The 13,814-nt window shown below is 52.0% G+C and carries 12 protein-coding genes; 8 read left to right on the top strand and 4 right to left on the bottom strand.

Features of this window, described 5'->3' with window-relative positions; all coding sequences use genetic code 11:
* Positions 1-203: 203 nt before the first annotated feature.
* Positions 204-830 carry a hypothetical protein gene (locus AC07RN_RS04730; protein WP_012016385.1) on the top strand — a complete coding sequence of 209 codons (627 nt, stop codon included), beginning with the start codon at positions 204-206 and terminating at the stop codon, positions 828-830.
* Positions 811-3,507 (top strand): FKBP-type peptidyl-prolyl cis-trans isomerase, encoded by a 2,697-nt coding sequence (locus AC07RN_RS04725; protein WP_478335701.1) that lies wholly within the window; start codon positions 811-813, stop codon positions 3,505-3,507. Before AC07RN_RS04730 ends, AC07RN_RS04725 begins: the two co-directional genes overlap by 20 nt.
* 38 nt (positions 3,508-3,545) lie before the next feature.
* On the opposite strand, the gene malI is transcribed toward AC07RN_RS04725, so the two are convergent.
* The 4 genes from malI to folD form a co-directional block, all read right to left on the bottom strand.
* A complete protein-coding gene (malI, locus tag AC07RN_RS04720; RefSeq protein WP_012016387.1) occupies positions 3,546-4,562 on the bottom strand; it encodes a Mal regulon transcriptional regulator MalI in 1,017 nt (338 codons plus the stop codon).
* An 84-nt stretch (positions 4,563-4,646) separates the two neighbouring features.
* On the bottom strand, positions 4,647-6,146 hold the full coding sequence (locus AC07RN_RS04715) for a PTS transporter subunit EIIC (RefSeq protein ID WP_012016388.1): 1,500 nt from the start codon (positions 6,144-6,146) through the stop codon (positions 4,647-4,649).
* 238 nt (positions 6,147-6,384) lie between these two features.
* The gene (gene ybcJ, locus AC07RN_RS04710) at positions 6,385-6,597 is read right to left on the bottom strand and encodes a ribosome-associated protein YbcJ (RefSeq protein ID WP_012016389.1); all 213 of its coding nucleotides are present in this window, start codon (positions 6,595-6,597) and stop codon (positions 6,385-6,387) included.
* Position 6,598: 1 nt separating this feature from the next.
* A complete protein-coding gene (folD, locus tag AC07RN_RS04705; protein WP_478335700.1) occupies positions 6,599-7,465 on the bottom strand; it encodes a bifunctional methylenetetrahydrofolate dehydrogenase/methenyltetrahydrofolate cyclohydrolase FolD in 867 nt (288 codons plus the stop codon).
* A 317-nt stretch (positions 7,466-7,782) separates the two neighbouring features.
* Here folD and fimA point away from each other — a divergent pair, with 317 nt between their 5' ends.
* The 6 genes from fimA to sfmF all read left to right on the top strand — a co-directional run bounded on the left by fimA (position 7,783) and on the right by sfmF (position 13,807).
* Positions 7,783-8,346 (top strand): type 1 fimbrial major subunit FimA, encoded by a 564-nt coding sequence (gene fimA / locus AC07RN_RS04700; protein ID WP_012016391.1) that lies wholly within the window; start codon positions 7,783-7,785, stop codon positions 8,344-8,346.
* Positions 8,347-8,409: 63 nt separating this feature from the next.
* A complete protein-coding gene (gene fimI / locus AC07RN_RS04695) occupies positions 8,410-8,955 on the top strand; it encodes a type 1 fimbrial protein subunit FimI (RefSeq protein WP_478335699.1) in 546 nt (181 codons plus the stop codon).
* Between the two features lie 43 nt (positions 8,956-8,998).
* Positions 8,999-9,691, top strand: coding sequence for a type 1 fimbria chaperone FimC (fimC, locus tag AC07RN_RS04690; RefSeq protein WP_478335698.1), 693 nt, complete (start codon positions 8,999-9,001; stop codon positions 9,689-9,691).
* Positions 9,692-9,705: 14 nt separating this feature from the next.
* Positions 9,706-12,273, top strand: a complete 2,568-nt coding sequence (locus tag AC07RN_RS04685; RefSeq protein ID WP_478335697.1) for a fimbrial biogenesis usher protein — start codon at positions 9,706-9,708, stop codon at positions 12,271-12,273.
* Positions 12,266-13,273, top strand: a complete 1,008-nt coding sequence (gene fimH / locus AC07RN_RS04680; RefSeq protein WP_012016395.1) for a type 1 fimbria D-mannose specific adhesin FimH — start codon at positions 12,266-12,268, stop codon at positions 13,271-13,273. The genes AC07RN_RS04685 and fimH overlap by 8 nt, the downstream gene beginning before the upstream one ends.
* 21 nt (positions 13,274-13,294) lie before the next feature.
* Positions 13,295-13,807, top strand: a complete 513-nt coding sequence (gene sfmF / locus AC07RN_RS04675) for a fimbria assembly protein (protein ID WP_478335803.1) — start codon at positions 13,295-13,297, stop codon at positions 13,805-13,807.
* The last annotated feature ends 7 nt before the right edge of the window (positions 13,808-13,814 follow it).

The raw sequence follows: 13,814 nt of genomic DNA, 5'->3' as shown, positions 1-13,814 counted from the left end.
ACCCCGTTCACAGCGTCTCTTTCCCCGTAAAACAATGTTCCCATTATTGGCCCAAAACAATGCGCGATATTTATCAGTGAAATATTAATTTTAGTGATGAATTGTTGAAGGGTTTCATTAGATTTATTTTAACGGATAAAGGGAATCGGATGATTTTGGATAGGGGCTTGAGTTATAAAGGACATTATTGTTAGCGTCCATTTTTGGACAACAAACAGGGTTTAGTTGATAATGGCGGGGATTGTTTACGCAATCTTATTCATCCTATAATGCTGCGCTTTCCATTCCAGATAATGTTAGGCGTGCAGTTTTGTAATGTGATCCAGAATGGATTTTATGAGGGTAATATTGTGACTTTGTTTGACAAACTCAATAACTGTGCGGGAAAGCCTTTTTTAGCGTTGGTTGCGATTTCAACAATTCTGGTGGTAACGGGTTGTCAGAGTAAGCCGAAGAGTAAAGTGACGCCAGCGGGTCAATCCGCTCAGGCAGTTTCAAGCTCCGTACCCGCGCAGGGTGGCTCAACTAACACGAATATCAAGCCTGCGGGAACACCTGTTGAAATGGCGTCCGATAGCTCCGTGACTAACTGTCAGCGTGAGTTGACTGCCTTATCAAAAATCAATGGCCGTTTGTATGTTCAAAAAAAGGCAGCCTTTGATGATTTATTAGCAAGTGCGTCCGTTTACGCCTCTGTTCGCGGGGATATTGCTTCGCAAACCAAAGATACCATGGATGCGCTTTTTAAATACCGAACCCAAAAGCTGTGTAGCGATATTCAGCAAACAGTGCAACAAGCACTTATAAGTCGTGGAGAAAACTTTAAATGAGTGCGTTCAGCATGAAGCCTCTTTTTTTTTTGCATTACCCGCTTTAATCATTAGCACCGTCACTCCACTCGCTCAGGCGAGTGATAATGGAGAGACAATAAAATCGCTGGATTCAATAACGGCTCAATCCAGCGAGATTCCCGCTATATTATTTGCAGCACCCGCTGCACCTCCGGAATCATCTGCGGTTCCGGAGGAACGGCATCACAAAACGCCGGCAAAGAAGATCGCGCGTCTTCGATTACACACTCCTCCAACGCAACCAGGTACGGCCAGTACTGAACTGTCTGCTCTCAAAGCTGAACAAGAAAAAGTCATAGCTGAGCTGAAAGCAAAATATGCAGCTGAGCAAACGGCCAGTGAGAAAGCGATTGCCGACGCTCAGAAAGCGCAAGCAGAAAGCGAAAAACAGCGCAGCGAACTGCTCGCACAATATCAAGCTACCACTCAGCAACTTGACGATGCCACGACGAAAATGGCGTCGCTGATGAACGTCGGAGCTGATAAAGAAGGTGCCGTCGCGCAACTGAAAAAATCACTGGCGGAAAGCCAGAGTCGTGCTAAAGAGATGCTTAAACAGATTAGCGAGTTCAAGCAGGAGCAGGACAAACAGACCAAAGCCCTGGCGGCGACAGAGAAATCCCTTTCCGACAGCGAAAAACAGCGCGCGGAATTACAGAATACTTCGCAGAAAACCACCCAGCAGCTAAGCGACAAAACCAGTCAGCTAGAGACGCTCGGTGCGAGCCTCTCCGCTAGTGAAGCGAAACTTGCGCAGCTGCAAAAATCGCTGGATGGAAATCAAAATGAATCCTCCACGCAGAATAAAAAAATGGCTGCATTGACTGCGGATATGGGCGTAAAAGAGAAAGCGATTATAGATGCCCGGAACGCGCTAGCAGAGAGCGAAAAACAGCGCAGCGCGCTACAGTTGCAATACCAGGCTGCCGCTCAGCAACGTGACGATGCCACGAAGAAAATGGCGTCGCTGATGAATGCTGGTGCTGATAAAGAAGGCGCGGTCGCGCAACTGAACAAATCACTGACGGAAAGTCAGGCTCGTGCCAAAGAGATGCTTAAACAGATAAGCGAGCTCAAGCAAGAGCAGGACAAGCAGGCCAAAGCCCTGGCGGCAACAGAGAAATCCCTTTCCGACAGCGAGAAACAGCGCGCGGAATTACAGAATACTTCCCAGAAAACGACCCAGCAGCTAAGCGACAAGGCCCGTGAGCTTGCAACGCTTGGTGCGAGTCTTACAGCCAGCGAAGCGAAACTTGCGCAGTTGCAAAAATCGCTTGATAGCAATCGACAGCAATCCGTTGAACAAGATAAAAAACTGGCAGCGTTGAGTGACGTTATCGCCCTTAAAGAGAAAGCAATTGCTGATGCCGGGAAAGCACTGGCGGATAGCGAACAGCAGCGCAGTAAACTGCAAACACAGTATCAAGAGGCCTCCCAGCAACGTGACGATGCCACGACGAAAATGGCGTCGCTGATGAGCGCCGGTGCTGATAAAGAAGGCGCGGTCGCGCAGCTGAACAAGTCTCTGACGGAAAGTCAGAGTCGCGCCAAAGAGATGCTGAAACAGATAAGCGATCTTAAACAAGAGCAGGACAAACAGGCCAAAGACCTGGCGGCGACACAGAAATCCCTTGCCGAAAGCGAAAAACAGCGCGCGGAATTGCAGAACGCTTCGCAGAAAACCAACCAACAGTTAAGCGGTAAGACGACTGAGCTTGCGACGCTCGGCGCGAGTCTCACAGCAAGCGAAGCGAAACTTGCGCAGTTGCAAAAGTCGCTTGACGGCAATCAAAAGCAATCTGTAGAGCAAGATAAAAAAATGGCAACGCTCTCTGCTGATAACTCTCTGAAAGAAAAGGCGATTGCGGATGCCCAGAAAGCGCTGACGGATAGCGAGAGTCAGCGAAATGAGCTGAAGAAAAAATGGGATGACGCCAGTTCCAAACTGGGAGAGCAGGATAAACAACTCGCGTCTCTGCGCAGCGATGTCAAAGCCGCATCTACCGATGCTCCAGTACCTCAGACTAAGGAAGATGTACGAGCCTATTCATTGGGGGCGTTCTGGGGACAAGAGGTTCTGGGATCGTTGAATAAAATGGAAGCGGACGGCCTTATTCTCTCGCGCCAGCACGTGGCGAGTGGTGTCTCTGATTTCTTGCAGGGCAAGTTCAAGATACCTAAAGAAAAGATGGTGGCATCACTTAAAGAAATGGATAAAGAAGTCACCTCGCATCCGTCGGACGCGAAGAAAGAGGTGGCCGAGGATAAAGGTCAGAATTATATGACTTCCTTCAGCAAACAGCCGGGCGCTAAAAAATCCGAAATGGGCTATTACTACCGTGTGACTGCGAAGGGCAAAGGTAAAATTGAAAAGACAGACACTGTTGCGATTGTTGTGAAGGAAAGCCTCGCGGGTGGCAAAGTCATAAAAGACATGAGCAAAATGGGCAAAGCGTTGGTTCTGCCGCTGGATAAATTCCCGCCGCTGTTCCAGTCCGCCATTATGAAAATGAATAAACAGGGTCGGCTCCAGATGGTCGTGCCACCAGAGCTTGCGTACGGTGAGGAGGGTAGCGCTCCTGATATCCCACCAAATGCGACGATGGTTTATGAGATTCAGGTTATGGATGTGAATCCGAAAGCAAAAACACAGTAACTAATGAAAAAATGCGCCCACAGTAGGGGCGCATTTTTTTAGGCTGATTCCCGCGCGATCAGTTGCCCCGACAGCGTAATCCGCTGCGTTTGAAGTTCCGGCTCTTTCAGTTTACGAATCATTAGCCCCGCAGCCTGGCGGCCCGTCTCTTCACTGGCGGACGACACATAGGTGAATGACGGAGAGGTGAGATTTACGTGTAACATATCTTCAAACCCTACCAAAGCGACCTGCTGCGTCAGAAACACATCCTTCCCGACGGTGCGTCCCACCTGATGAATGCCTGAGATCGAGCCGATCATCGCATCGGGTGAATGACACAGGAGAGCCGTGATGGTGTTGTTTTTATCCAGAAGCTGACGCGTAATAAAACCCGCGGCCTGAGTATCATCGCTACATACGGGCGCGGATTCCTCTCGATTCACCAGGCCATACTGCGTCATCGCACTGCGAAAACCTAAAAGGCGTTGCTCGCGGATAAGACACCCCTCGCGACCGCCGATATAGGCGATATTACGGTGGCCCCGTTCAATCAAGTAACGCGTGGCAAGATTGGCTGCCTGACGATTGTCACGCATCACGAGATTGCAGGGCTCATTCACTAAAGACTGTGAGACCACAACCAATGGCAGCAGGCACTCACTGATCTGTTTCGGCAGGGTAGGCGTTCGCGTCTCGGAGGAGAGATAAATGACGCCGGCAACGCCCTGTTGTTTAAACGAAAGCAGACAGCGCTCAAGATGTTCATGATCGTTCAGCGGCTGTCCGAGGAAAACCATAAAGCCTTGCTTTTCCAGTTCCTGAACGATGCTCGCCATCACTTTGATAGAAAAACTGTCGCTGAAATCGCGGAGAATCAGGCCGATAAGATTGGAGGTGTTGGCGCGAAGGTTGGCAGCGGCGACGTTATGAACATAGCCAAGTGTGGTGATGGCAGCGTGGACTTTCTCAATCGTTGCCTCTGAGATTTTCCCCTTCTGGCGTAAAACCAGCGAGACGGTTGAAACCGAAACACCTGCCAGTTTTGCAACATCAATTATGCTGACTTTCTTCAAACCCGCTCCCTGAAATTTCTCTATTATCAGCCTGATATGACAACGTCTCCCAGAGTACAGGAGACGTGTCAGTCAGACATCTTATTATTTACCGATCATCGTGGACATGGTTTGGGCAATAAATTGTGCTCTGGCACCAAAAATCACCTGAATACCATTGTCACCCACAAACACCACGCCGCGCGCACCTAAACCATTAAGGCCGTCTTTATCCACCGCATCGCTTTTCGCCACTTCCAGGCGCAGACGCGTGATACAGGAACCGACAGAGTTAATGTTCTGCGCGCCGCCCAGCAGGCCGATAATGTCGGTCGCAATTTCGCTATCGGTTTTATCGTCAGTTGTCGCGGTCACTTCCGTACGGCCTGGCGTTTTCACATCAAAACGGCGGATAACGAAGCGGAAGGTGAAGTAGTAAATCAGCGCCATCGGAATACCGATAATAATCGCGCTCAGGAAGTTGGTCTGATAGCCGTTGAACGACGGGAGAATGCCGAATGACAGGTAGTCGATAAAGCCCGCAGAGAATGATTTGGCAATGTGGGCATGCAACAGATACATGGTCATATACGCCAGGCCCGCCATGATGGCGTTAAAGACGTACAGGATTGGCGCCACGAAGATAAAGGTGAACTCTACCGGCTCGGTGATCCCTGTCAGGAAACAGGTCAGCGCGGCGGAGAACAGAATACCGGCAGCAATTTTTTTATTTTTGGTATGTGCTTCGTGATACATCGCCAGACAGGCCGCAGGCAGCGCGAACAGCATCAGCGGGAATTCACCCTGCATGAATTTACCGGCGTTCTGATAGGTATCGCTGCTAAAGGATTTAACGCCTTCTTCCAGCATTTTGAACCAGATTGTCTGATCGCCATGGATGACCTGACCCGCCTGCGTGGTGTAATCCCCAAATGAATACCAGAAGGAGGGATACCAGATGTGGTGCAGACCCAGAGGGATTAACGCGCGTTCGACCAGACCAAAAATAAAGGTCGATGCGGCCTGATTGTCTCCGTTAACAATAACCGACAGCGCATCGATGCCAGACTGAATATGCTGCCAGACGTACGGCAATAGCAGACCCAGAATGAACGACAGAAAGGCCGTCGCAATCGCGACAAAACGCTTACCGGAGAAGAAGCCCAGGAATTCGGGCAACTGCAGCGTGTGGAAGCGGTTATAACACCACGCGGCAAGGATACCGCAGATGAGGCCGCCAAAAACGCCCATTTGCAGCGTCGGAATACCGACCACCATGGCGTATTTTCCGCCTGATGAGGCCATCTCTGGCGTGATGCTCAGAACCGTACCAATGGTGATGTTGGTGACAAACACCGACACTGCAGCGGACAGCGCTGCAATCCCGGATTCAGATGCCAGACCCACGGCGGAACCGATTGCGAAGAGCATCGGCAAGTTATCAAAAATGACGCCGCCTGCGTTCATCATCAGCGGCATATGGAATTTATCACCGAAGGCCAGTAACAAACCCGCGGCAGGAAGCAGTGAAATTGGCAGCATTAATGCGCGACCAATCATCGATAATTTTGACAACGATTTAACAAACCCTGATATCAGACTCATGCTGACTTCCCCCGAGAAGCGCTTTTATTGGCGCTGTTATTGTAAGTAGAACGTTTTAGTAGAACGTTCTACTTATCGTGAGAGAAGCGTGAATTTCGCGCAACTTAATTTTCACATTTCAATAGACGAAATAGTGATTCTTTGAAGTTGATCGATAATTAGCCGTGATGGATTTAGGGGCGTTTGGCGTGATGTGAAGAAATTCCCTCTCCAGGCAGGAGAGGGTTATACGAAGGGATTATGCCGTAACGGTAATGCTCTGGCTGGCGAAACTCACGGTTTGACCCGCGACAATTTTGCAGCGTTTACGGGTTTCCACTTTGCCATCGACTTTGACCAGCCCGTCAGCGATGAAAATTTTTGCCTGCGCGCCGCTTTCGCTCCAGCCTTCCAGCTTGAGCAGATCGCACAGTTCTACGTGCGGGTGTTTACCTAATGAAAATGTGGTCATCTTACGCTTCCTCTACATCGTGGTACTCTTCGCATGCCTGCAAAGTATTTTGAATCAGGGTCGCGACGGTCATAGGACCGACGCCGCCCGGAACGGGAGTGATGTAAGACGCGCGCGCGGCGGCATCTTCATACACGACATCGCCAACGACTTTGCCGTTTTCCAGACGATTGATGCCCACGTCCACCACGATCGCGCCTTCTTTAATCCATTCGCCAGGAATAAAGCCCGGCTTACCGACCGCAACAATCAGCAGGTCAGCATTTTCGACGTGCTGGCGCAGGTTCTTAGTGAAACGATGGGTGACCGTGGTCGTACAGCCTGCCAGCAGCAGTTCCATACTCATCGGACGGCCAACGATGTTGGACGCGCCAATCACCACGGCGTTCAGTCCGTAAGTGTCGATGTTATAGCGCTCCAGCAGCGTCACGATGCCGCGCGGCGTGCACGGACGCAGACGCGGGGCGCGCTGACACAGGCGGCCAACGTTATACGGATGGAAACCGTCCACGTCTTTATCCGGTGCGATGCGTTCCAGCACTTTCACATTGTCGATGCCTGCAGGGAGCGGCAACTGCACCAGAATGCCGTCGATAACCTCATCGGCGTTCAGCGTATCAATCAGCTCAAGCAATTCTGCCTCGGTGGTCGTTTCCGGCAAATCATAAGAGCGAGAGACAAAACCGACCTCTTCACATGCTTTGCGTTTGCTGCCGACGTAAATTTGTGATGCCGGGTTACTACCAACCAGCACGACAGCCAACCCTGGAGCGCGTTTTCCGGCCGCTGTACGCGCCTTCACTTTTACCGCGACCTCATAGCGCACCTGCTGCGCAATCGTTTTACCGTCAATAATCTTTGCTGCCATCAGAGAGAAGATTCCGTCTGTAACGTTTAAAGGGGGAATTGCCTATATTTTGTCAGAAGCGGGCGCTGCTGTCAGTCACCCATTGTGAGATTTCCACAATCAGCCTCGCGGTGTCGCATTGACCCTGCGCTTTGATGGGTCTTTTCCTAAGGTAAATTAGGATGTGACCTGGCTGAATCGCAGTGTTTTGACCTGTTTTAATATTCCTCCATACGCTACTTTGTCTCTTCCAAAATAAACTTTCAATTACGCAATTGAATGTATTTTTTATTCCCGTTTTACGCGGGAAGGGCTTTTTACATTTCAAAGGAATAGATATGAAATTTAGCAATATTGCTTCTTCCGTTATTGCTTCGCTGGTATTCGTTGCGGGTGCCGTTCATGCAGAAGATCCTGTCCCGCCGGTTTCCGTTAATGGCGGTACTGTGCATTTTAAAGGTGAATTAGTGAATGCAGCGTGCGCGGTGAATACTGAATCTGCCGATCAGATCGTTAATTTGGGCCAATACCGTACGGCTAAATTTACGAAAGTGGGCGACACCACCTCTAATATTCCTTTCAATATTGAACTGAATGATTGTGATCCAGAAGTGGCTAAAACGGCGTCTGTGGCCTTCACTGGTCAAATCGACCCGACAGATAAAACGCTGCTGGCCGTCACGTCAGGCAATAACGACAACACCGCACAAGGTGTTGGCATTGAGATCCTCGATAGCCAGTCCAGCACGCTGACCCCTGATGGCGCGACATTCTCCGCAGCGAAAGCCCTGATTGAAGGCACCAACACCCTGAATTTCACTGCCCGCTATAAATCCACCGCGGCAACAACCGCACCAGGCCAGGCAAACGCCGATGCCACCTTCGTAATGAAATACGAATAACCTGCTTTCAGGGACGATTTGGCCTCACGGAAGAGGCCAGCTATTCGAATTTGAGGGTCGGGTATGACCAGATTAAGGCAACTTTTTCTGCTGCTGTTATCTGTGGTGACGCCTGTGATGGCGCATACCGTGGTAGTGGATGGCGGGAAAGTGCATATGAAAGGCGAGCTGGTGAACGGTGGCTGCGCCGTCGCGCCCGATAGCCAAAACCTGCGCATCGAAATGGGGCAATACCGCACCAATTCATTTGCCGGTGTGGGCAGTTTTTCGACGGTCAATGTGCCCTTCATCCTGCGGCTGGTGGAGTGCAGCGTCGATGTCTCGCGCACGGTCGGCGTCATGTTTGAGGGCGTCACGCCCACTGAGGATCCGCAAGTATTTCTGGCGACCTCTCAACCCGGCGAAAGCCGCGTCAGTAGCGGTGTGGGACTGGCATTATTTGATTCGCAGAAGCGGCAAATTATCCCCAATGCGGCGGCGAATAACTGGCGGCCAATAGAGACTTCTGAGCTGGACTTACATTTCAGCGCACGCTATCGGGTTATTTCTGAACACCTTGTGCCGGGCAATATCCAGTCGGATGTCTGGTTCGCGTTGATTTATCCCTGACGGTATACACACCTGCGAACATAATATTAAAGGTATTGTTGTGATGAACTCCTTGAATAAACCCGGACTCATTTTATCGATTATTTTAATGATGGTTTCTCTGTCCGTAGAGGCTTCCGGTGGGATCGCGTTGGGTGCGACGCGCGTGATATATCCAGCGGATGCCAAACAAACATCGCTGGCTATTACGAACAGCAATAAGCAAGAACGCTATTTAATTAACGCGTGGATAGAAAACGATCGCGGGCAAAAAGAAAAAACCTTTGCCGTTACGCCGCCGCTGTTTGTGAGTGAGCCCGACAGTGAAAACACGCTGCGCATTATTTACGCGGGTCCGCCGCTGGCAACCGATCGCGAATCCCTGTTTTTCATGAACGTAAAAGCCATTCCTTCAGTAAATAAAGCGAATCTGGAAGGGAAAAACGTCCTGCAACTGGCGATCCTGTCGCGGATAAAGCTTTTCGTACGCCCAAAAAATCTAGCGAAGCAGCCGGAAGAGGCCCTTTCCCAGCTCAAGTTTGAACGTGCTGGAAACCACCTGAAAGTCAGTAATGCGTCGCCGTACTACATCACGCTGGTCAATCTTCAGCTGGGCGGACAGAAGCTGGAAAATCTGATGATTGCCCCGAAAAACTCTGCGCAGCAGGTCCTTCCGGCAGGCGTCAGCGGCACGCTTTCCTGGCAGAGCGTAAATGATTACGGTGCCATCACGCCGGCGCGTCGCGTCGCACTGTGAGCAGAGTCAGGGCGATGAACATTCCACGATGGCGTTACTGCCCGTGTGCACTGGCGTTGGCGGCGATCCTCTTTCCGCAAGTGGGATGGGGCGAAAGCTATTTCAACCCGGGTTTTTTATCCGATGACACTGCCGGTGTGGCGGATTTGTCACGCTTTGAGCAAGGGCATCAACAGGCACCGGGCATTTACCGCGTGGATATCTGGCGTAACGAGGAGTTTATCGGCACGCAGGATGTGCTTTTTGAGACGGACGAAAAAAGCACGGCTCCCGTAGCGGGAGGGCTGTCACCCTGTATCACCCGCGCAATGCTTGACCGCCTGGGTGTGAATATCAGCGCATTTCCTGAACTGACCCAGGTGGCAGACGACACCTGTATTCCCCTGGCGACGGCCATTCCTGGCAGCGAAATCGGATTCAACTTTGCCTCTCTGCGCCTCAACATCAGTTTGCCGCAGGTGGCGATGCACAACAGCGCACGCGGCTATATTCCTCCTGAACAGTGGGACGAGGGCATTCCGGCGATTTTGCTGAACTACAGCTTTAGCGGAAACAAGGGGAATGACGATGACAACAGCTACTACCTGAATCTGCAAACTGGCCTGAACTACGGGGCCTGGCGTGTGCGAAACACCGGCGCGTGGCGCGCCACGCAAAGCAACGGAAATAGCCATCGCGAATGGCAAAACATCAGCACGTCGGCTGAACGTACGGTCATTCCGCTCAAAAGCGAGCTGGTCTTAGGCGACAGCAACAGTGGCAATGATGTTTTTGACAGTATGGGATTCCGCGGTTTACGGCTCTTTTCGTCGGACAGCATGTACCCGGACAGCATGCAGGGCTACGCACCAACCGTGCGCGGCATCGCCAGAACGCCTGCAAAAGTGGTGATACGTCAAAACGGTTACGTGATTTATCAAAGCTACGTGCAGCCGGGGGCGTTTGCCATCAGCGATCTGAACCCGACGTCATCGAGCGGCGATCTCGACGTAACGGTGGAAGAGAAAGACGGTAATCCGCAGCGCTATACCGTGCCGTATTCCACCGTGCCGTTATTACAGCGTGAAGGGCGGGTGAAATACGATCTGGTCGCTGGCGACTACCGCAGCGGCAACCGCGATCAGGAGACGCCATTTTTCACCCAGGGCACCCTGATTACTGGCCTGGCCAATGGTTATACGCTGTATGGCGGCACGCAGCTGGCATCACGCTACACCGCGTTGGCAATAGGCGCGGGGAAAAATCTCGGCGACTGGGGCGCCGTTTCGGTCGATTTGACCCATGCTCGCAGTCAGCTGGCCGATGACAGCCGTCATGAAGGCCAATCCTTGCGTTTCCTTTATGCAAAATCGTTGAACGATTTTGGCACCAACTTCCAGCTACTGGGCTATCGCTACTCGACAAAAGGGTTTTACACGCTCGATGACGTAGCGTGGAAATCGATGGAAGGCTATCAGTACAGCGATACCAAAGATGACAACGGCGTCGCGGATGTGCAGAGCTATCACAATCTGACGTGGAATAAAAAAGGGCGATTTCAGCTCAACATCTCTCAATCGTTGGGGGATTACGGTTCAGTTTACGTCTCGGGCAGCGAGCAAACGTACTGGGGAACCAGCGATTCCAGCGTCTGGTATCAGTTGGGATACGCCGGTGGCGTGCAGGGGGTGAGCTATTCAGTCTCGTGGTCATGGAACCAGGCGGTGGGCATGGGCGGTACGGATAAAATTGCCTCGTTTAACGTCTCCGTTCCGTTCAGCCTGTTTACCCGCCACGGCTATCGTCGCGACAGCGCTTTCGATCGCGCCTACGCAACCGCCTCCGCCAGCCGGAACAGTGAAGGCGACAGCAGCTGGCAAACGGGGATCAGCGGCACGCTTCTTGAGGACAGAAACCTCACCTACAGCGTGACGCAGGGGCACACCAGCAATAACGGTGGCAGCGGTAGCGCCAGTGCCAACTGGCAGGCGGCCTACGGCACATTTGGCGCGGGTTACAACTATTCGCGCGAGCAGCACGATCTTAACTGGCAGATGTCTGGCGGCGTGGTGGGCCACTCGGACGGCGTGACGTTCAGTCAGCCTCTTGGCGACACCAACGTGTTGATCAAAGCGCCAGGCGCGTCGGGCGTGAACGTCGAAAACCAGACCGGGGTTAAAACTGACTGGCGTGGTTATGCGGTGATGCCTTACGCCACGGTCTATCGCTATAACCGCGTTGCGCTGGATACCAACAGCATGAATAACAATACCGATATTGAAAATAACGTCAGCAGCGTCGTCCCCACCAAAGGTGCGCTGGTGCGTGCCAGTTTTGACGCGCGCATCGGCGTGCGTGCGCTCCTGACCGTCATGCGCGGCAATCAGCCCGTGCCATTTGGGGCGGTGGTACGCGAAACCCAAAGCGGCGTGACCAGCATGGTGGGTGATGACGGACAAATTTACCTGAGCGGTTTACCGCTGGCGGGGACGTTATTGATTCAGTGGGGCAATGGTTCCAACGCGCAATGCCGCGCGCCTTACACCCTGCCGGAAGAGAGCCTGCAACAGGCCATCACCCATAAGGAGATTCGCTGTGATTAAGACCCGCTGTTTGGCCGCGGCACTGCTGGCGCTTATGCCCGCGACGCAGGCGTTGGCGACCGTCTGTGCCAACGAAAACGGTGTCCCGACCGATGTGTACTATGACTTAACGGATAAATTTAACAGCTCGAATAATCAGATTGGGCAGATCGTCACGCTGGCGGAAAAATCACAGTGGGTGGGCGTGAATGCGGTATGCCCGAAAGGGACGTCGGGCAATACGACTAAGCGCAGTTACGTCACCGATTTTCCCATTACCAGCACCATCGACAGCTATAAGTACCTGAAGCTCAATGATTATCTCGATGGCGCGATGAAAATTACCGACAGCTACGCGGGCGTGTTTTATCCTCCGCAGCGTTTTATTCAGATGGGTAATCACCCTAACGTCTCAAAAAATAAGCCTTTTGGCGTTCAGGATTCAAAACTGGTGTTTCGCCTCAAAGTGACGCGGCGGTTTATCAACATGGTCGAGATCCCGCGCCAGACGATGTTTCGCGTTTACGTCACGACAACATCCTCCGATCCGCTGACGACGCCGGTTTACACCATCAGCTACAGCGGCACGATTCAGGTGCCGCAAAGCTGCGCGATTAACGCCGGTAAAGTCGTCGAGTTCGATTTTGGTGATATCGGAGCGTCACTGTTTAGCCAGGCCGGTGCGGGGAATCGTCCCCAAAATGTGAACCCCAAAACGCAAACCATCGCTATTAAGTGCACCAACGTGGAGGCAAACGCGTATCTCACTATGCGCGTTGAAGCGGAAAAAGTGTCTGGCAACGCGTTGATTTCTGACAACCCTGATTTAGGTTTTATTGTGGCAACAGCCAGCGGTACGCCGCTCACGCCGAATAGCCTCACCAGCAAAATCCCTTTCCGTCTGGATGATAACGCCTCGGCGGTGGTGGGGATTAGCGCTTGGCCGGTGAGCATTACAGGCAAAAAACCAGGTGAAGGGCGCTTTCGTTCACGCGGATATCTGCGTGTGGATTACGACTGAGGGGGAACGATGCGCAAGACGATGTTAATCGCGGTAATGACTTTGTTAGGTGCCCCGATGCAAGGATCGCTGGCGGCAACGCCGCTGGGTGAAATCAATATTGAACTGTACGGGAACATTATAGATTTCACCTGCGTGGCGGAGGGCAGCGACAGTAACAAATCGGTGACGCTGGGTACCTGGCCGACAAAGCAATTGAGCACCACGGGCAGCAGGACGCAAGCGATGCCCTTTACGCTAAAATTGACCGGCTGCCCGCCGGGAGCAGCCTCGATAACGTTTACGGGAAAGGTCGATACGCACGATCCGCAACTGCTTGCGCTCAATGATGACAGTCAGGCGAGCAATGTCGCCATAGAGATTCGGGATCAGGATAAAATGCGTTTGCCACTTCAGCAGGCGAGTCAGGAGGTCGTTGTGGATGCGCAGGGAAATGCGGTTCTGGCGTTTTATGCCAATTACATCGCCACCGCAAATAACCCTCAGCCAGGTCGTGCTAACGCGGATGCGACATTTATGATTAATTATTATTGAGCCGAAC

This window comes from Lelliottia sp. GFLA7 (assembly GCF_056490165.1).
Note: the sequence above shows the minus strand (reverse complement) of the source record. Positions and strands in the feature narration are given on the sequence as shown.